The following is a 19354-nucleotide window of genomic DNA, read 5'->3' as shown; positions in this document are numbered from 1 at the left end:
CGCTACCGCGCCGCGCGCACCCGCCAGCTGCGGACCTCGAACGGCTCCAGGTCATGGGCCCGGTCGCGCCCGGCCGGTTCCTCCAGCAGGGTCACCGCCTCGCCAAGCTGCCAGCTCTCGGGGAGGGTGATGGCAAGCGAGCCGCGCCCGCCCGCCGGCTCGTAGAGGCGCAGCACCAGGTCCTCGCCCTCCTCCGCCGGCTTGAACGCGGCCAGCCCGGCCTTGATGCCGGAGACCATCAACGGCGTGTGCAGGCCGGCGGCGAGGTTGCGCGCCGGCAGCGCCAGCAGCGGCTGGTTCAGATCCTCCGCCGCCTCGCGCACCCCGCCCTCATGCCAGTCGCCTTCATGCGGCAGGATCGCATAGGTGAATTCCTGCACGCCCTCATCGGCCAGCGGGTCGGGGTAGATCGGCGCCCGCAGCAGGCTGAGGCCGAGCACGTTGCCCAGCGCGCTGTGGCCGTACTTCCCGTCATTCAGCAGGGCGACGCCGAAGCCCGGCTCCGACAGGTCGGCGAAGCGGTGGCCCGGCACCTCGAACTTGGCCTGGTCCCACGAGGTGTTGCGGTGGGTCGGCCGCCGCACCACGCCGAAGGCGCATTCGAAGCTCGCCGTCTCCGCCCGCACCGCCACCGGCACCAGGGCCCGCAGCAGCACCCGCCGGTCGTGCCAGTCGAGCCGGGCGTGGATGTCGAGCCGCGGTGAATTGGCCCAGAGAGTCAGGGTCTGGGTGATGGTCGAGTCGCGGTAGCGGCGGACCAGCCGCAGCGCCGCCCGGTCCGGCCCGTCCTCGACCAGTTCCGACTCCTCCAGCCCGGTCAGCTCGAAACCCTGGCGGTCGTAATCGGCTTCGACGTCCCAGGCGTCCCAGCTGCGCGGCTTGTCGGCCGGGTACAGCCACAGCTGGTTGCCGCGGCCGGCCAGCGCGTCGCGGCCGCCCGGCTTGTGCAGCAGGCGGGCGATGGTGCCATCGGCGCCGATCTCCACCCGCAGGAACCGGTTCTCCAGCCGGCTGCCCGTGGTCGACCATGAGGCCGACAGGCCCGGCGCCGGCCGCAGCGCCGCCCGGTCCAGCACGACGATGCCGAGCGGCGGCACAGTCAGGTCCGGCGCGATGGCCTCGCCCTCCAGCTCCAGCCGCAACGGGCGCGGCGACAGGTCGGGATTCACCACCACCAGCGCATCGGCGGTGCCGCCCGCCGGCAGGGTCGCGGCCAGGGCGCGCATCGCCTCGGCCTGGCGATCGAGGCCGGCGTCCCGCGCGGCCGTCAGCTCGCGCTCGGCATCCTCATAGACCTCGCGGATGCTGGAGCCGGGCAGGATGTCGTGGAACTGGTTCTTCAGCAGGCCGCGCCAGGCCGGCTCCAGGCTGGCGAATCGCGGTGCGCCGAGCAGCACCGCCAGCGAGCCGACGGACTCCGCCGCCAACAGCGCCCGCTCGGCCTGGCGGTTCAGGCGCTTGGTGCGGCCCTGGCTGGTCAGGGTGGCACGGTGCAGCTCGAGATAGATCTCGCCCAGCCAGACCGGCAGCTCCTCGACCGCCGCCCGCTGGCGGATGCGGGCGTAGAATTCCTCCACCCGCGCCGGGCGCAGCGCCGGCAGCGCCGGGAAGTCGGCGAGTTGGGCCTGGCGCTCCAGCATCTCCGGCGTCACCCCGCCGCCGCCGTCGCCGAAGCCGATGGCGAGCAGGCTTTCGTCATGCACGGTCTTGCCGCGGAAGTTCCGCCAGGTCGGCAGCACGCAGTCGGCGCGGATGGTGCCGTTGTAGCCCTGGATCGGGTTGTCGAAGGTGTGGGCCAGGACGCGGCTGCCGTCGAGCCCTTCCCAGTGGAACAGGTCGTGGGGGAAGCGGTTGGTTTCCGACCAGTTCACCTTGATGGTGAAGAAGCTGTCGATGCCGCCCTGGCGCAGCAGCTGCGGCAGCGCGGCGGAGAAGCCGAAGCAGTCGGGCAGCCAGCACACGCTGTGGCGCACGCCGAACGCCTGCTCGAAATAGCGCTGGCCGTACAGCACCTGGCGCGCCAGGCTTTCGCCGGTCGGCATGTTGGTGTCGGGCTCGACCCACAGCCCACCGATGGTCTCCCACCGCCCTTCCGCCACCCGCGCCCGGATGGCCGTGAACAGCGCCGGGTCGTCCTGCTCGATCTGGGCGTAGTAGGCGGCGGTCGACTGGTTGAACACGAAGTCCGGGAACTGCTCCATCAGCCGCAGCGCGGTGTGGAAGGTGCGGCGGGCCTTGCGCCTTGTCTCGGCATAGGGCCACAGCCAGGCCAGGTCGATATGGGCGTGGCCGGTGATCGCCAGACGACCCTGCGGCGGGAAGCGCTGCTGCAGCGCCTGCAGCGCCGCCACCAGCCCGTCATGGGCGGCCACGACGCTCTGCCGCTCCGCCTCGCCCAGCGCCGCCGGCCGGGCCTCCAGCGCCGGCAGGCGCCAGATCTTCTGCTGTTGCGGCAGCGGCGCGGTGCGGCCGAGGTAGCTGCCGGTCGCCGACGGCCACTCCAGCGACCACAGCGCGGTTTCGGCCGCGGCCACCAGATGCGGCACCACCTCATGGTCCTCCAGCGCCTGGGCCGTCTCCCAGACCTGGCGCAGCAGCAGCGCCAGGCGGTGCACGGCGAGGTCGACCCAGACCAGCCGGGCCTCGGCCAGGCGGGGATGGTGCACCGGCTCGCCGAAAGGCAGGCGCGGCACGCTTTCGGTCTCGATCCGGACGCGCCGGGCCTGCAGCGGGAATTCCTGGTGGTTGGGGTCGAGGCCGAAGCTCGCCGGCCCGAACCCATCCTCATCCAGGGTCAGCAGGCTTTCGCCGCCGACATCCAGCCGCAGCCGGGCCTCGCCCAGCGGCCAATGCGCCGGCACCTCGGCCGCGGCGGTGAAGACCACCGGCGCATCATGGGGCGGCCAGGGATCGCCGAGCGAGAGCGGCCGGCCGTCGCAGCGCCAGTCCGCGATCGGCTCCGTCTCCCGCTCGCGCCAGCACAGGATCTCGGCGATGCGGGCGTCCAGACGATGCAGGCGCTGGGCGACGGACAGGCTCATTCCGATCTCCGAGAGGCGAAGGGGCGGCTTCAGGTCCGCCCGCAGGATCCGGGGAGGCGTGATTCGGCGTCGACTCCTTGTTAGCGCATTTTCGCGGCCGATGGCATTCGGCCCGCGCGAGCTGTCGCAACGCGAATTCCCACCGCGGCCTTGCCTCGCACCCGCGCGAAGCCATCGGCCGGAAGATTCGATTTTTCCGGCTTTTGTAGATTTTAATCCTCGCATTGCCGATTTTATTGCAATGCAAAAAAGATTTCCTATTACGCGAAGACTGGTGATACCGTGCCGGAACGTGATTTCCGGTTCATGCACAAAAACGGCGTCTTAGAATCGTCACGGTATCAGACGACGCCCCCGGACCGGGTTGGCCGACACCGGTCGACCCGGCCGGGATGCGGGCTTGCAAGCAGGGCGGAACGTTCAGGGAAGATTTCGTTTCGAACGTTCCGCCGCCGCGGCGACCCCGTCGCCGGACAGCTTGAAAGATTGGGAGCAGGACCGATGGCCCAGGACCAAATCCTGTTCGATGCAACCCGGCTGGTGCGCCGATCCGGCAGCGCCACCCCGACCGGCGTCGACCGCGTCGAGCTGACCTATGCCGGGCACATGCTCGACCGCTATCCCAACGAGGTCCAGTTCATCGCCCGCTGGCGGTCGCGCTACTGGCAGCTGTCGACCCCGGCCTTCGCCCAGTTCGTCGCCAGCCGGCTGGAGCGCTGGAGCTTCGGCGCCAGCCGCGTCCGCGGCAGCGACGCCGAGCGGATCGCCCGCTTCATCGGCGTGCCCAGCGACCAGTTCAACGGCCGCGGCCGCCCCCAGCCCCTGCTGCCGGCCCCGCGCCCTTCGGCCCCGCTGCTGCAGCTGGGCATGGATGCACTGATGGGCGCGCGCGGCCTGCTGTCGCGCATGATCAGCATCAGCGCCCGCAAGAACCAGTCGATCTACGTCAACGTTTCGCATGAGGGGCTGCACCAGCCGACCACGCTGCAGCGCCTGGTGCTGCGCCGCAAGCTGGCGCCGATCTATCTGGTGCACGACCTGATCCCGATCGACCATCCGGAATATGTCCGCCCCGGCCATGCCGAGCGCCATGCCGCCCGGATCGAGGCGATCTCGACCACCGCGGCGGCGACCATCGTCAATTCGATGCAGACCAAGCGCGACCTGCTGAAGCACGTCCAGCGCTATCACGGCAACATGGACGACGTGTTCGTGGCACCCCTGGGGGTCGACCGGCGGTTCGCGCCGCAGAAGGCCAACGACCTCGAGAGCGAGCCCTATTTCCTGATCATCGGCACGATCGAGCCGCGCAAGAACCACCTGTTCATGCTGCAGGTATGGCGGGCCCTGGTGCAGAAGCTGGGGGCCGCCGCGCCGAAGCTGGTGATCGTCGGCCGCCGCGGCTGGGAGAACGAGAACGTCATCGACATGATCGAGCGCTGCGACCAGATCGGCGACCATGTCATCGAATGCGGCCGGGTGCCGGACGCGGTGCTGCACCGGCTGTTGCTGGGCGCCCGCGCCGTGCTGTTCCCGTCCTTCGCCGAGGGCTACGGCCTGCCGCTGGTCGAGGGCCTGTCCTCCTCCGTGCCGGTGATCTGCTCCGACCTGCCGGTGTTCCACGAGCTGGGCAGCGGCATCCCGGAATATCTCGATCCCCTGGATGGCCCGGGCTGGATGGAGATGATCATCGAGTATTCCAAGACCAACTCGCTGCGCCGCCAGGCCCAGATGGCGCGGCTGGCCCGCTTCAAGGCCCCGACCTGGGACCGGCATTTCGGCATCTTCGACGAGGTGGTCGAGGACGTCCGGCGGAAATACTCGATCTGCTAGCCGGCGGGGGCGCTAGCCCCCGGCGATCCAGGACCGGATGAAGGCGTTGATCGTCTCCGGCCGCCACTGCACCGGCTCGGCACCCGCGGCCCCCTTCCGGGCGGCCCCGCGCCCGCATTCCAGGATCATGAACTCGGTGCGCCGCTCGCGCTCCGGGTCCACCGCCGGCAGCACCGGTGCGTGGTCGCCGTAGAACACCAGCAGCACCCGGTCCGCATCGGCGTCGAACTGCGCCGCCAGCCGGGCCAGCATCGCGTCGGCATGGCCGATATGGTGCAGGTACTGCCGCAGCGGATCGTCCTCGTCGGGCAGCCGGCCGGGGCGGTAGGGGTCGTGTGCCTCCATGGTAACGCAGACCAGGCACAGCGGAACCTTGTCCGCCCGCGCCGCCCGGAGCTGGGCTTCGATCACCCCCGCCGCCGCGGCGTCGGAGATGTAGTAGCCGCAGCGCTCCGCATCCGGCAGGTCGCGCTGGCTGAGGAAGCTGTCGAACCCCAGCGCCGGGATCGCCCGGCGGCGCCGGAAGAAGGTTTCGTCATAGGGGTGCAGGAACACGGTGCGCCAGCCCTGGCCCCGCAGAGCGGCCGGCAGAGAGGCCGGGGTATAGCGCCCGGGCCGCAGATAGGGGTGCAGCCCGTCGAAGGATTGCTGGGCCACGGTCAGCCCGGTCATCACCGTCACCTCCGGCCGCAGGGTATAGGCGCCGAAGCACGGCACCTCCAGCAGCCCCTGCGCCAGCGCGCGCGGCCGCAGCCGGTCGAAGTTCGGCAGGTCGGTCGCCACCCCGACCCGGCGCAGATCCATGAAGGATTCGGACTGGATCACCACCACCGCATCGATGCCGGCGGCCACCTCCGGCGGCGGCGAGGCGGGAAGCGGCCGCCGGCCCTCGGCACACCAGCGCAGCCAGGCGGTGGGCAGCGATGCGGCCAGGCCGAAGCGGCGGATCCCGCCGCGCGGGTCGGTGGCATCGGCGAAGGTCAGCGCCGCCGGCCAGGGCAAAGCGAAGGCGGCGAGGCCGAGCAGCGCGGCCTCGCCACCCAGCAGCGCCAGCTGCGCCGGCCACGGGATGGCCCGCGGCTCGATCCACACCCAGCCCGCGATCACCGCCAGCAGCACCGCCACCGCGCCAAGCAGGGCCAGGCCCTCGCGCCGCTCGATGTAGAACAGGCTGGGGTGGCGCAGGATCGGACCGAGGAAGGCGAAGTCGGAGAACACCAGCGGCTCGTAAAGGCTGCGCTGCTTGGCGTTGGAGATGGCGACCAGGATCGCCAGGGTGACCAGGCTGGCCGTCAGCGCGAACCAGAACCGCCCGAACAGGCCGAGCCAGGCCGCGGACAGCAGCAGGAACACGGCGAGGCGGCCGAGGATCGCGGCCCGGCTGCCGCCGAGGATCCCGCGCCGCGGCCGGGCCAGCGCGTCCACCGCCTCCCAGGCAACGGCGCCGCCGGCCAGGCCGACCAGTTCGGACGCGGCGATCACCGCTCGGCCCCGCCGCCCCCGCGCTCTCAGCCGCCGCCCACCACCGTGGTCGCCGGCGAGGTCACCGAGATCGCGTTCCGCACCACCGACAGGAACTTCAGCAGCTCGACCGAAGAGGCGTTGGCGACATAGACCATGTCGTGGCTCCGCAGCTTGAACTGCTGGGCGTAGAAATAGCCGCGCGGGTCCTCGAAGCTGAGGCGGTAGACCACCGGCACCGGCTGACGCGTCTCCAGCAGCGGCGAGTTCTCGCGCAGCGCCCGGAACACCGCCCGCGACTCGAAGCGGAAGACGAACACCGCGCTGGCGTCGGCGGCGCGGTCCAGCAGCCCGCCGGCGCGCCCCACCCCCTGGGCCAGGGTGAACGGCGTCTGGTCGATCGGCAGCTCGCCGGAGGTGCTGACCGCCCCCAGCGCCGTGAAGGTCTGCGGGCGGCGGGTGACGTAGATGGTGTCGCCGGGCTGGATGTAGACGTTCTCCGCCGGGGTCTGCAGCACGGTGGGCAGGGCCACCGTTTCCGACGCGTCGCCGCGGGTCAGGGTGATGAAGGTTTCGGCCGGCAGCGACCGGATGCCCCCGCCCTGGGCGATGACGTCGAGCAGCCGGTCGCCCTTGATGTTGAGCGGCACCCGCGCAGCACCAGTCTGGTCGCCCAGCACCGAGGCGGAGGCTGAGGTGGATTCCGGCACGGTCACGATCGCCTGGGGCTGGCTGGCCTGGGTGGCCAGCGCCGACTGGATCGCCGTGGCGATCTGGGTCGGGGTGCGGCCGACGGCGCGGATCGGCTTGGCCGCATAGGGCACCACGATGTTGCCGCGCTGGTCGACCACCTGCGGCGGCAGGGTGACGCTGTGCGCGCCTTGGGCGCCGGTGGTGGCGTCGGCGGCGCCGGCGAACAGCCCGGTCCCCGCCTCCCAGATCGACACCGAGACGACGTCGCCGACGCCGATCTGCTGGGTTGGCATCGGCGCCTTGTCGCCAAAGCGCTGCAGCAGGCTGGGGACGCGGGCCTGGTCCATCGCCGCGAGGGTGGCCTGGTTGACGTCGACGATGGCGTAGCGGCTGTCGACATCGGTGCCGGCCGGCGGTGGCGCGACCTCGCCCGACGCCAGGATCTGGCCCGCCAGGGGGCCGCTGCTCGGCAGCTCGCCGCAGCCGGGGATTGCGAGAACGGCGGGAACGAGCCAAGCCAGTCGCCAGGTCATGGGGCCGTTGTCTTCCGCTGGGGCGCGTCGAAGCGCGAATGCTTCGCTGCATAACAGATTTCATCGGCGAGAGCCAATGCTGCATCTGCGAATAATTTCGTATTCGAGTCCTGAAACCCAAGCGCAGCGCGCCTTTGCGGAGTCGAAACCGTAAATTGGGGTTTCCGCGAGCGGCCTGGCGCTCTATAAGGTTCTGGCCTCGCCAACTCTCATGGGCGATGGTGCGGCCGCGGCTGAGCCGGGCCATGGACATCGGTTTCGCCAGATTTCGCCGGAAGCCTTCGCTTCGAATCGCTGGACAGCACAGGACCACGCCGTGACGCCTCAGACGATCATGATCGACGGCTACAATCTCGGCCTCGAAACCGGCACCGGGGTGGCGACCTATGCCCGCAACCTCAGCTACGAGCTGCACAATCTGGGCTATCGCACCGAGGTGCTGTATGGCGGCCGGTCGGCGCCCAGCACCCAGACCCTGATGCGCGAGATCGCCTTCTTCGACCCCAATGTCGGCACGCCGCCGCGCTGGCTGGAGTTCCTGCGCTACGTCAACGAGCTGGTGCATTCGCCGGGCGGGGTGCGGGCCAAGCCGGTGCCGATCACCGGCAAGGTCATCGCCAAGACCTACCGTTCGCGCATGCCCTATTACGACCAGATCTCGGCGGTGCCGGATGTGTGGAACCGGGCCTACCGGCATTTCGCGATCTACCGCAACCGGATGACCATCACCCTGCGCGACACGCCGCAGCTGATGCACTGGACCTACCCGCTGCCGATGCGGCTGGCCGGGGCCAAGAACATCTACACCATCCACGACCTGGTGCCGCTGCGCTTGCCCTACACCACGCTCGACAACAAGCGCCGCTACCACAAGCTGGTGCGCATGCTGCTGCGCCGCGCCGACCACATCGTCACGGTGTCGGAGACGTCGAAGCGCGACATCGTCGACCTGTTCGGCTATCCCGAGGAGCGCATCACCAACACCTACCAAGCGGTCGACATCCCGGCGAAATACGCCGAGAAGCCCGAGGATGCGGTGAAGCGTGAGGTCGAGGGCACCTTCAACCTGACCTACAAGGGCTACCTGCTCTATTTCGGCGCGATCGAGCCGAAGAAGAACATCGGCCGGCTGATCGAGGCCTACCTGGCCAGCCAGATCAAGACGCCCCTGGTGATCATCGGCAAGCTGGCCTGGAAGACCGACCAGGAACTGCGGATGCTGAACGACCCGTCGATCCGCTACCTCGAGCAGGTCGACACCCTGACCTACACCCGCGACCGGGTGCACCGCATCGACTACGCCCCCTTCCCGCTGCTGGTCAGCCTGATCCGCGGCGCCAAGGCGGTGACCTTCCCGTCGCTGTACGAAGGCTTCGGTCTGCCGGTGCTGGAGGCGATGCGCCTGGGCACGCCGGTGCTGGCCTCGACCGAAGGAGCGCTGCCCGAGGTCGCCGGCGACGCGGCGCTGCTGGTCGATCCCTACGACACCCATGCGCTGGCCGAGGCCATCCGCGGCCTCGACGGCAATGCCGAGCTGCGCGGCGACCTGGCGCGGCGAGGCCTGCAGCAGGCGGCGCTGTATTCGCCGGAACGCTACCGCGCCCGGCTGGCGGAGATGTACCGGCGGCTGCTTCCGGCCGGGGCGGCAGCGCCGGTGCCGACCGGGCCGGGCGTCCTGGCGGAAGGTGAATGAAGATTTCGTGAGACGGAGTCGGATCCGTTTCAAAGATTTGATGGTTTCATAGGTTTCCCCGCCAGTTTGCGTCTGCTATGCTGCGGTGCAGCGTACATGATGCAGCTGGTGCCTGCGTCTCGTGAGGTATGGCTTGGGCAAGACACCGGACAACCCCTCGGAAACCCTTTCCGAAAAGCTGGATCGGCGGGTGTCGGTCTCGGACGACCCGGACTCGCGGGCGTCTCGCCGGACCATCGCCGAGCTGCGGGCGGCCAAGGCCCGGCAATCCCCCGACGAATTCGGCCCGGCCGAGGAGACGCCCCCGCCCGACGCCACGGTCACGCGGCTGCCACGCAAGCGGCCACCGGCCGCGGAGCCGGAGACCAGCTTCGTCCGCGACGTGCCGGTGCGGACCGCGCCGCCGCCCACCGCGCGCCGCAGCCTGGACCGCCGCACCGAGACTGCCTTCGAGCCGCTGCAGCTGCCCAGCCGCAAGGGCAAGCTGTCGGGCTGGTTCTGGGCCTCGCTGCTGCTGATGGTGGTGCTGCCCACCGCGCTGGCCTCGGCCTACTACTTCTTCATCGCCAGCGACCAGTACGTCTCGGAATTCCGTTTCGCGGTGAAGTCGTCGAACGCATCGGCGTCGTCGGCCACCACCGACCTGGTCGGCGCCGCTTTGGGCCAGTCGGCCCGGCTGTCGGCCTTCAGCGACAACTTCATCGTCGCCGATTACGTCCGCAGCCGCGAGGCGGTCACTGATCTGCTGAAGACGGTCGACCTGCGCCACATCTACAGCGATCCCGACGCCGACTACTTGGCCCGGCTGGACCCGACGGTGCCGACCGAGAAGCTGGTCGACTACTGGCAGTCGCGGATCGACGCCAGCTTCGACGTGTCGACCGGCATCTCCATCGTCCAGGTGCGGGCCTTCACGCCGCAGGATTCGCTGCGCATCGCCCAGGCGCTGATCGGCGCCAGCGAAGCCCTGGTCAACCGCATGGCCGAGCGGGCGCGCGAGGATTCGGTGAAGTTCGCCGAGCGCGACGTCAAGACCGCGGAGGACCGGCTGCGCGAGATCACCGGCCGGCTGCGCCAGTTCCGCAACGTGCAGCAGAGCCCGGACCTGTCGACCAGCGCGTCCTCGACCCTGGGCCTGACGCTGCAGCTGCGCACCAACCTGGCGCAGATGGAAGCGCAGCTGACCTCGCTGTCGACCCATATGGCGCCCGACGCGCCGACGATCAAAACCCTGAAGAACAACATCGCGGCCACCCGTGACCAGTTGAACAAGATCGAGGGCGAGCTCGGGTCCGGCGCCGGCCCCGGGACTGGCACCGGCGATGCCGCGGCCGGCAGCGGCGGCGAGGGCTATGCCGCCACTCTCTCGGACTACGAGGACATCCGGCTGGAGCTGCAATTCGCGCAGCAGAGCTACCAGAACATGCTGACCGCGCTGGACCAGGTGCGCAGCAGCGCCCTGTCCGACCGCACCTACCTGATGCCCTATGTCGAGCCGGCGCTGGCGGAGTACCCGCTGTACCCCGAGCGCGGCGAGGACGTGCTGATCGTGTTCCTGATCGCCGCCCTGGCCTGGGCCATCACCATGCTCACGGTCTACGCCGTGCGCGACCACATGATCTGAGGATGGTCCGCGTGGAGCCGGCAGGCAGTCCCCTTCCGCGAGCCGTGCCTGGAGCCGCGGCGTGACCGCGATCGTGGCCCCGCGCTTCGGCTCGGCCCTGGCGGTCCAGGCCCGGGTCGTGGTGTCGCTGATGCTGCGCGAGATGCGGATGCACGCCAAGCATTCGCGCCTGAGCTACCTGCTCGAGCTGCTCGAGCCGGTGCTGCAGCTGACGATGATGCTGGCGGTGTTCTCGGCGATCGGCCGGCGGCCGGATTTCGGCACCAGCATGTTCCTGTTCCTCGGCACCGGGATGATCCCGTACTTCACCTTCGTCCACATCTCGTCCCGCGCCATGGGCGCGCTGCGCAGCACTTCGCTGGCGCGCAACCTGCCCCTGGTGAAGCCGCTGGACCTGATGCTGGCCCGCGCGTTCCTGGAGATCCTGCAGCTCGCCATCGTCATGATCGTGCTGTTCGGCTTCATCTATTTCGTGATCGGCGTCCGCGACGCGCGGCCGATCCAGCCGCTCAACGCCGTCGGGGCCTTCGCCGCCGCCGCCCTGATGGCGATCGGCGTCGGCATCGTCAACGGCATCATCGGCTCGTTCTTCCGGCTGTGGGCCGTGGTCTACGGGGTGTTCGCCCGGTCGCTGCTGTTCCTCAGCGCCGTGTTCTACGTACCTGACTACATGCCGAAGCAGATCCGCGACTGGCTGGTCTGGAACCCGGTGCTGCACGCGGTGGAATGGTTCCGCACCGCCTTCTTCCTGACCTACCCCACGGTCATCCTGGACAAGGGCTACCTGCTGTCCTGGGGCATCGGCTCGATCTTCCTCGGCCTGATCCTGGAGCGGGCGCTGCGCCGCCGGCGGGTGGCGGCGCGATGATCGTGCTCGACCGTGTCACCAAGCGCTACCGGGCGCATGGCGCCGGGGCGGGAAAGCTGGTGCTGGACGACCTCAGCGCCGTGTTCGAGCCGGGCCGGACCATCGGCATCCTCGGCCGGCGCGGCGCCGGCAAGTCGACGCTGATCCGCCTGCTGTCCGGCGCGATGCACCCGGATTCGGGCCGCATCTTCCGCCAGGGCCGGGTGTCGTTCCCGGTCGGCACCGCCGGCCCCTTCATCAGCACCATGACCGGGCGCGAGAATGCGTGGTTCGTCTCGCGCATCTACGGCGCCGACCCGGCCGAGGTCATCCGCTTCGTCGAGACCCACAGCGGGCTGCGCCGCGATTTCGACCGCCCCTTCTCCAGCTACACCGGCGACAAGCGCGGGCGGTTCCTGTTCACCATCGCCTACGCCCTGCCCTTCGACATCTACCTCGCCGACGAATCGGTGATCGGCGGCCCGCCCGGATTCCGCGACTGGTGCGAGCGGCTGGTCGATGCCCGGCGGCGGCAGGCGACGCTGATCTTCACCACCCGGCGGCCGCGGATGCTGCGCCGCTTCGCCGATGACGGCGCGGTGCTGGCCGACAGCCGGCTGGCCGTCTTCGAGACGGTGCGCGACGCCATCATGGCTTTCAAGGCCGACGAGCCGGGCGCCGAGGACGACCCACAGGCCGAGGACGAGGAGGTCTGGGACGATGACGATCCGCTCCCGTGACCCCGCCCGCCGGCCGGCACCGACATGCTCCCTGGGAGCATGCGCGACGGGCATGGGGCTACCCCCATGCCTTCCCCGGGTGCGATGCGCCCTTTCCCACCTAGAGGAACGACGATGAACACCTCGGAGCTGATCGAACAGCTGGCCCAGGACCACAAGCTGCCGCGCGTCCGCGCCAAGCGCATCCTCACCAGCATCTTCCAGGCGATCACCGAATCCGCGGCCAAGGGCGACGAGGTCTCGATCTCGGGCTTCGGCCGCTTCAAGGTCGCGATCCGGCCGGAGCGCGAGGGCCGCAACCCCACCACCGGGCAGCCGATCACGATCGCTGCCTCGAAGAAGGTGGTGTTCAGCCCATCCAAGCCGGTGCGCGAACTGCTGAACGCCTGACGCATCCGTGATGGCGGGTCCCGGCCGACAGGCCGGGTCCCGCCTTCCCCCAAGAAGGTCCGTACCGACGCGGAGACAGGGCCGGTCCCAGCCTCCGCGATCGTCATCGCCGCCGGCCCCATGGCCGGCGATGGGTTGTGTATTGCCTGCCGCCGCCCTTCCCGCACGCTCCCGCCAAGGACCTCCCCGATGTTCCCCAAGCCCTCCGCCGACCTGGTTCCCAACACCTACGCCTTCGAGACCACGCCGCTGGTGAAGCCGACCGGTTTCCGCGAATACGACGCCCGCTGGTGGTTCGGGCATCCTGGATCCGACAAGCCGCCGGAGCTGAACCTGATGGGGGTGCAGGCGCTGGGCCTGGGCCTCGGCACCTATCTGCACGAGGTCGGGGTGCCGCCCGAGGTCGTGGTCGGGCATGATTTCCGCGGCTATTCCATGGCCATCAAGATCGCGCTGGCGCAGGGGCTGATGGCGGCCGGCTGCACCGTGCACGACATCGGCCTGGCGGTGTCGCCGATGGCCTATTTCGCCCAGTTCGCGCTGGACGTCCCTGCCGTGGCGATGGTCACCGCCTCGCACAATGACAATGGCTGGACCGGGGTGAAGATGGGCTGCAGCCGCCCGGTCACCTTCGGGCCGGAGGAGATGGGCCGCCTGCGCGACATCGTACTGTCCGGTGCCTTCGTGTCGCGTGCGGGCGGCGGCTACCGCTTCGTCGAAGGCTTCGCCGAGCAGTATGTCGAGGAGCTGACCCGGGGCAAGGCGATCAAGCGCCGGCTGAAGGTGGTCGCCGCCTGCGGCAACGGCACCGCCGGCGCCTTCGCCCCGCAGGTGCTGGAGGCGATCGGCATCGACGTCATCCCGCTCGACGTCGAGCTGGACCACACCTTCCCGAACTACAACCCCAACCCCGAAGACATGGAGATGCTGCACGCCATCGCCGCCAAGGTGCGCGAGACCGGCGCCGATTTCGGCCTGGGCTTCGACGGCGACGGCGACCGCTGCGGCGTGGTCGACGGCGAGGGCCATGAGATCTTCGCCGACAAGATCGGCGTGATGCTGGCGCGCGACCTGTCGGCGCTGCACCCCGGCGCGCAGTTCGTGGTCGATGTGAAGTCGACTGGCCTATTCGCGGCCGACCCGGTGCTGCACGCCCAGGGGGCCAAGACCGACTATTGGAAGACCGGCCATTCCTACATCAAGCGCCGGGTGCGGGACCTGAACGCCCTGGCCGGCTTCGAGAAGTCCGGCCATTTCTTCTTCAACCCGCCGATCGGCCGCGGCTATGACGACGGGCTGGTCACCGCCATCGCCGTCTGCGAGATGATGGACCGCAACCCGGATGCCAGCATGGCCGACCTGTACCGTGCCCTGCCGAAGACCTGGGGGTCGCCGACCATGTCGCCGCATTGCGCCGACGAGGTGAAGTACGAGGTGGTCGAGCGGGTGGAGAAGCGTTTCCGCGAGATCGCCGCCAATGGCGGGCTGGCCGGCCACCGCATCGTCGATATGGTCACGGTCAACGGTATCCGGGTGACCACCGAGGACGGCACCTGGGGGCTGGTCCGCGCCTCCTCCAACAAGCCGGAGCTGGTGGTGGTGGTCGAAAGCCCGGTGTCGAAGGACCGGCTGCATGAGATGTTCAAGGCCGTGGACGGCGTGCTGCGCGAAAATGCCGAAGTCGGCGCCTACAATCAGACCATCTGATATCGACCCGCCATTGCGAGCCCCGCTGGGGCGTGGCAATCCATGCCGGATCCGGCCGCTGGATTGCCACGATCCCCGGATCAAAGAGACGCGCCTCGCGATGACCATCTTGGACGCGTAGACCTGTCGCTGTGTCCTGCCGTTGGTAGACCTTCTTTGCCGCTGGAGCCGAAGATGACGATCCCGACCGTGAGCGAGCAGAGCGCGACCCTGCAGGGCCTGCGCGATCGCCTGATGACCTGGCTGACCACCCAGGCGCTGCCGATCTGGTGGGAGACCGGCGCCGACCGCGAGCGCGGCGGCTTCCACGAGCGGCTGGATCTCGACGGCACGCCGTGCATCGAGCCGCGCCGCGCCCGCGTCCAGGCGCGGCAGGTCTTCGCCTTCGCCGTGGCCGGGCGGCTGGGCTGGACCGGCCCGTCCGCCCAGGCGGTGGAGCATGGGCTGACCTTCTTCCGCGGCGCCTATGAGCGGCCGGACGGCACCTTCCGCACCCTGGTCTCGGCCGAGGGCGCGACGCTGGACGACAGCGTGGTGCTGTACGACCAGGCCTTCGCCCTGTTCGCCCTGGCCGCCGCCAGCACCGTGGTCGCCGACCCGGCGCCGCTGGTGGCGGCGGCGTCGCGGCTGCGGCAGCGCCTGGAGGCGACGCTGAAGAATCCGGCCGGCGGCTTCGAGGAGGCCGCGCCGCGCAAGCTGCCGCTGCTGGCCAACCCGCACATGCATCTGCTGGAGGCATCGCTGGCCTGGGTCGAGCTGGGGGTCGGACCCGACCAGGCGGCGTGGAACGCGCTGGCCGACGAGATCGCGCAGCTGGCGCTGACCCGGCTGATCGACCCCGCCACCGGCTACCTCCGCGAATTCTTCGACGGCGACTGGGCGCCGGTGGCCGGCCGGGACGGCCGCATCGTCGAGCCCGGGCACCTGTTCGAATGGGCCTGGCTGCTGGTGCGCTGGGGCAAGCTGCGCGGCCGCGAGGACGCCGTGGCGGCCGCGCGGCGGATGGCCGAGGCGTCGGAGGCGACCGGCGTCGACCCTGCGCGTGACGCCGCGGTCAACGCCATCCTCGACGATGCCTCGCCGCTCGACCCCGGTGCCCGGCTGTGGCCGCAGACCGAGCGGATCAAGGCGGCGGTCGCCCTGGCCGGCGTGGCGACCACCGAGGCCGAGCGGTCGCTGTGGCGCGGCCGTGCCGTCGCCGGCATCCGGACCCTGTTCACCTATCTGGACGTGGCGGTGCCCGGCCTGTGGCGCGACAAGCTGAAGCCCGATGGCAGCTTCATCGAGGAGCCGGCGCCGGCCAGCACCTTCTACCACATCATCTGCGCCATCGAGGAGCTGGAGCGGGCCTTCGCCAATGGCAGCCTGGGCCCGGTCGCAACGGCGCAGGCGGTGGCCTGACGCAAGCCCGGAACGGATCGGCCGGCTGCTCGTGTGGCCGGCCGGCCCGCTAATCCCCCTCGGGCGTGGTCGACAGGGCCGGGACGGCATAGCGCAGCGCCACATGGCCCCACAGGGCGATGAGGCTGCAGAACAGGGTGGTCGACCCCAGCCACGGCCATTCCCAGGCCGAGGCGGCGGCGAGGATTGCCAGGATCGTTCCCACCCCCGGCATCAGCCCGAACAGGGTGGCGATCAGCACCGCCACCACCGTCGGGATGCCGGTCCAGGCCACCAGCCCGACACAGATCACGACCGCCTGGAAGGTTGACAGCGCGACATAGGCCGCGGCGATCAGCAGTGGCATCGTCCGGCCCTTCTCCCCGCCGGCGAAGACGCAGGCCCGCCTGTCGCGGGCGCGGCCGGAACCGGGAAATGCGATCGGGCCCGCCGGCCGCCGGCAAGAGGCCGGCGGCGCAGGGACAGGCCAGACCGAGGCGCCGCCGTCAGGCCTGCCGCGGCAGATGCGCCCGGATGCGCTCGGCCAGCCCCTCACTCCAAGCGCTGAAGTCGTAATCGGCGAAGATGCGCTGCTGGCCCTTGGCCGCTTTGGCCAGCGCCGCGTCGCGATCGGCCACCACGGCCCGCATCGCCGCCGCGGCCTCCGCCACGCGCGGGCTGGCCCAATGGCCGACATAGGATTTGCTGCGCATCTGCTCCGGCGGCGTCGGCGTGACGTCGACCCCGACCAGGAAGGCGTTCTCGTGCTCGCAGAAATCCTGGGTGCCGGAATAGTCCGAGACGATCACCGGCTTGCCCAGCATCATGGCGTCGGCGATGCCGTAGCCGAAGCCTTCCGCCCGGTGCAGGGCGACGAAGACGTCGGAGGATTCGATCAGCGACCAGTATTCGGCGTCGGTCAGGTTGCCCTCGACGATCTCGATCCTGGAGTCGCCGGTGATGCGCTCCTCGACCTCCTCCCAATAGCCGTCGAAGTTGCTCCAATGCGCCGGGTCGATCTCGCGCATCTTGAGCAGCAGCCGGACCTCGTCGTCGCCCTCGGCGAAGGCCTGCTGGAACGCCTTGACAACCGAGAGCGGGTTCTTGCGCACGATCGAGGAGCCGAATTCGGCGAGCGACAGGAAGATCAGCTCGCTCGGGCTGCGCCGGAAGCGCTCGAGGAACGGGCTGAACACCCGGTTCGGCGGCTGGGCCAGGCCCTTCCTGACGTTGGTGATCGGCGTCGAGGTGATCTTGCGGTAGCCGTCGGCGACGAAGCCGGACGGGGCCCAGATCTCGTCCACCGCATTGGCGCCGAGCAGATGGGTCTCGGGCGGGGTGTCGGTCTCCCAGAGGTAGAAGCCGATGATGTGCGCGTCCTCGCAGATCGAGGCGAAGCGCGCGATCATCTCCGGCGCCCGGTCGGCGTTGACGCACAGCAGCACCACCCGGGCGCGGATGTTCATGTCCTCGCGGTAGCGCCCCTCCGGGTTGACGCACTGCCCGTCATCGGCGTTGAACACCAGCGGGTCGAGGTCGGCCAGCGCTTCGACGAACATGTTGAGGTTGCGGCCGAGGCCGGTGGCATTGGCATGGCCGACGATCACCAGGTCGATCTTCTCGATCGCCGGTTCGCCCGCCGCTGCGGTCGCCAGCTCCGGCGCCACGGCCGAGATCGCGGCCAGCTTCGGTGCCCGCGCATAGACGGCGTCGATCAGCTGCTGGCGCAAGGCTTCCGGGCCACGCTCGGCGATCAGCTCCTCGGGCACCGCGCGGCCGTTCAGGAGCGAGATCAGGGCGAGGTCGAAGCGGGTGAAGCTGCCCGCGACCTCATGCGGCGTCGACCCCCAGAAGGACATCCAGTTGCGTGGGTTGAACGAGCAGCGGTTGTCCTCGATCAGATCGGCCAGCACCTCCTTGAAGGACAGGGTCAGCGCGTAGCCGGTGTCCATCATCTTGTGGGTGGTGCCTTCGTCCTCGTGCCGGAACAGCCAGTACCAGCTCCACGGCACGGCGCGCGACCGGTAGGCGTCGACCACCTGGCTCAGCCGCTCCTTGAGCGATTTGGTGATCAGCAGCTGGTTGTTCTTGTCGCTGATGAACGGCGCGGTGGCGAACTTGTACTGGATCTTGCGCAAGCCCTCGTCGCTGAAGATGTCGATGTGCTGGTAGTGCCGGCGCCAGAATGCGAACAGCCCGAGCGAGACGTCGTTCTTCAGGGCCCGCTTGTTGAAGACCCCTTCCGACAGCGCCTCGCTGATCTCGTTGGTCATGCAGAAGATGCTTCTGCGGTCGACATACTCCATGATGTCGGAAATGATCCATTGCGACGTGCCGTAGTACCCGACCAGGTTCTTGGTGTCGCAGTCGTACTTGTTCGCCATGTAGCGCAGGAATTCGGGGACGCGGCCCTTGATCTTCTCGCCGCCGGAGGCGTCGAGGCGGGCCATCGTCTTCGGCAGGTCGCTCTTCACCTTGTAGCGGGCGCCGAGATAGTCGTAGGCGCCGAGCATGTCGGTGAGGTGGTTGGCGAGGTCGTGCAGCGAATCGGCGTCCTTCCAGAAGGACAGCGCGGTGAAGGCTGGCCCCTGGATCAGGGTGCCGTCGAGGTCGAGGGCGAGCGAGCGGTGGCGCGCATGCAGCCGGGTGGCGGCGAAGACCAGCCGGCCGGTCTCCGGGTCGGTCCGCGCGTCGAAGATCCGGCGGCCGTCGACCACCAAGGCGAGGTCCACCGGCTGGGCCGGGTCGAGCTGGTTGATGCCCCAGAGATGGAGCATGCCGTCCTCGACGAAGACGCCGCCGATCGACGGCTGGTCGAGCGGGGACAGCACATGGTTGTGCTGCGACAGGCACAGGGCGGCCGCGGCCTTGGCGGTGGCGACGGGATCGAAGGTTTCGTCCGATTCCCGGGCCACGCCGTGCAGCCGGTCGACCAGGGCGGTGCGCCGGGTCTGCGGCGCGGCGCCGTCGCGCGACAGCAGGGCGCGGGCGTTCACGCCGTCCCAATCCGCCGCCTCGACCAGGTCCTGCAATTCGTGGGGATCGATCGCCGAGCCGGAGGCATCGGGCATCACGGCTGCGACCAAAGCTTGAATCTTCATTGCCATCGATCCTTCGACCGGGAAGACAGGGATCCGAAAGGGCGACTGGACGTCCCGCCCGGAATCGAAGACTATGCTGCAGCGCACTCAAATTCAAATCCTAACGACTCGAAACCTGATTTCGTGTCGAACCAGTGGCGGAAACCCCGATAGACCGAATGCCGGGTAAGATTTCCGAAACATATGCGCCATACCATCGTATGAAATCATCGGAGCAACCCCGGAATAGCGTGAGTTTTTCCCAACATTCGATGATTTCGTGAGTGTTGAAGTCGCAATCACGATCATCGATACAGGTTCAACGTCGGAAA

At 69.3% G+C, this 19354-nt stretch carries 13 protein-coding genes; 8 read left to right on the top strand and 5 right to left on the bottom strand.

Annotated elements, in window-relative coordinates:
* Window positions 1-2: 2 nt before the first annotated feature.
* Window positions 3-3041 carry an alpha-mannosidase gene (locus E9232_RS15905; RefSeq protein ID WP_309795275.1) on the bottom strand — a complete coding sequence of 1013 codons (3039 nt, stop codon included), beginning with the start codon at window positions 3039-3041 and terminating at the stop codon, window positions 3-5.
* A 501-nt stretch (window positions 3042-3542) separates the two neighbouring features.
* On the opposite strand from E9232_RS15905, the gene E9232_RS15900 reads away from it, so the two are divergent.
* Entirely contained in the window at window positions 3543-4874 is a 1332-nt protein-coding gene (locus E9232_RS15900; protein WP_309795273.1) for a glycosyltransferase family 4 protein, read from the top strand.
* A 12-nt stretch (window positions 4875-4886) separates the two neighbouring features.
* Here E9232_RS15900 and E9232_RS15895 read toward each other — a convergent pair whose 3' ends face one another.
* Both E9232_RS15895 and E9232_RS15890 read right to left on the bottom strand, forming a co-directional pair.
* Window positions 4887-6356: an LTA synthase family protein gene (locus E9232_RS15895; protein ID WP_309795271.1), complete on the bottom strand. Its 1470-nt coding sequence runs from the start codon at window positions 6354-6356 to the stop codon at window positions 4887-4889.
* Window positions 6357-6382: 26 nt separating this feature from the next.
* Window positions 6383-7561, bottom strand: a complete 1179-nt coding sequence (locus tag E9232_RS15890) for a polysaccharide biosynthesis/export family protein (protein WP_309795269.1) — start codon at window positions 7559-7561, stop codon at window positions 6383-6385.
* A 316-nt stretch (window positions 7562-7877) separates the two neighbouring features.
* On the opposite strand from E9232_RS15890, the gene E9232_RS15885 reads away from it, so the two are divergent.
* The 7 genes from E9232_RS15885 (at window position 7878) to E9232_RS15855 (ending at window position 15963) form a co-directional block, all read left to right on the top strand.
* Window positions 7878-9254, top strand: coding sequence for a glycosyltransferase family 4 protein (locus tag E9232_RS15885; RefSeq protein ID WP_309795267.1), 1377 nt, complete (start codon window positions 7878-7880; stop codon window positions 9252-9254).
* A gap of 190 nt (window positions 9255-9444) precedes the next feature.
* A complete protein-coding gene (locus E9232_RS15880; protein ID WP_309795265.1) occupies window positions 9445-10878 on the top strand; it encodes a KpsE/RkpR family capsule polysaccharide export protein in 1434 nt (477 codons plus the stop codon).
* Between the two features lie 61 nt (window positions 10879-10939).
* The gene (locus tag E9232_RS15875) at window positions 10940-11746 is read left to right on the top strand and encodes an ABC transporter permease (protein ID WP_309795263.1); all 807 of its coding nucleotides are present in this window, start codon (window positions 10940-10942) and stop codon (window positions 11744-11746) included.
* Window positions 11743-12465, top strand: a complete 723-nt coding sequence (locus tag E9232_RS15870; protein ID WP_309795261.1) for an ABC transporter ATP-binding protein — start codon at window positions 11743-11745, stop codon at window positions 12463-12465. The genes E9232_RS15875 and E9232_RS15870 overlap by 4 nt, the downstream gene beginning before the upstream one ends.
* 114 nt (window positions 12466-12579) lie before the next feature.
* Window positions 12580-12855, top strand: coding sequence for an HU family DNA-binding protein (locus tag E9232_RS15865; RefSeq protein WP_309795259.1), 276 nt, complete (start codon window positions 12580-12582; stop codon window positions 12853-12855).
* A gap of 189 nt (window positions 12856-13044) precedes the next feature.
* Window positions 13045-14562 carry a phosphomannomutase/phosphoglucomutase gene (locus E9232_RS15860; protein WP_309795257.1) on the top strand — a complete coding sequence of 506 codons (1518 nt, stop codon included), beginning with the start codon at window positions 13045-13047 and terminating at the stop codon, window positions 14560-14562.
* Window positions 14563-14736: 174 nt separating this feature from the next.
* The gene (locus E9232_RS15855) at window positions 14737-15963 is read left to right on the top strand and encodes an AGE family epimerase/isomerase (RefSeq protein WP_309795255.1); all 1227 of its coding nucleotides are present in this window, start codon (window positions 14737-14739) and stop codon (window positions 15961-15963) included.
* 49 nt (window positions 15964-16012) lie between these two features.
* Here the strand turns inward: E9232_RS15855 and E9232_RS15850 are convergent, their stop codons facing one another.
* Together E9232_RS15850 and E9232_RS15845 are read right to left on the bottom strand one after the other, a co-directional pair.
* A complete protein-coding gene (locus tag E9232_RS15850) occupies window positions 16013-16309 on the bottom strand; it encodes a hypothetical protein (protein WP_309795252.1) in 297 nt (98 codons plus the stop codon).
* A 139-nt stretch (window positions 16310-16448) separates the two neighbouring features.
* The gene (locus E9232_RS15845; RefSeq protein WP_309795249.1) at window positions 16449-19043 is read right to left on the bottom strand and encodes a glycosyltransferase; all 2595 of its coding nucleotides are present in this window, start codon (window positions 19041-19043) and stop codon (window positions 16449-16451) included.
* Window positions 19044-19354: the final 311 nt, after the last annotated feature.

This window comes from Inquilinus ginsengisoli, from assembly GCF_031453975.1.
Taxonomy (GTDB): Bacteria; Pseudomonadota; Alphaproteobacteria; order DSM-16000; family Inquilinaceae; genus Inquilinus; species Inquilinus ginsengisoli_A.
The sequence above is the reverse complement of the archived record's forward strand: the minus strand, read 5'-3'. Positions and strand labels throughout refer to the sequence as shown.

Excerpts from the sequence above, each read along its gene's own strand:
- E9232_RS15855 (WP_309795255.1), top strand. The coding sequence starts at position 14,737 with ATGACGATCCCGACCGTGAGCGAGCAGAGCGCGACCCTGCAGGGCCTG.
- E9232_RS15860 (WP_309795257.1), top strand. The coding sequence starts at position 13,045 with ATGTTCCCCAAGCCCTCCGCCGACCTGGTTCCCAACACCTACGCCTTC.
- E9232_RS15845 (WP_309795249.1), bottom strand. The coding sequence starts at position 19,043 with ATGAAGATTCAAGCTTTGGTCGCAGCCGTGATGCCCGATGCCTCCGGC.
- E9232_RS15865 (WP_309795259.1), top strand. The coding sequence starts at position 12,580 with ATGAACACCTCGGAGCTGATCGAACAGCTGGCCCAGGACCACAAGCTG.
- E9232_RS15905 (WP_309795275.1), bottom strand. The coding sequence starts at position 3,041 with ATGAGCCTGTCCGTCGCCCAGCGCCTGCATCGTCTGGACGCCCGCATC.
- E9232_RS15900 (WP_309795273.1), top strand. The coding sequence starts at position 3,543 with ATGGCCCAGGACCAAATCCTGTTCGATGCAACCCGGCTGGTGCGCCGA.
- E9232_RS15850 (WP_309795252.1), bottom strand. The coding sequence starts at position 16,309 with ATGCCACTGCTGATCGCCGCGGCCTATGTCGCGCTGTCAACCTTCCAG.
- E9232_RS15870 (WP_309795261.1), top strand. The coding sequence starts at position 11,743 with ATGATCGTGCTCGACCGTGTCACCAAGCGCTACCGGGCGCATGGCGCC.
- E9232_RS15890 (WP_309795269.1), bottom strand. The coding sequence starts at position 7,561 with ATGACCTGGCGACTGGCTTGGCTCGTTCCCGCCGTTCTCGCAATCCCC.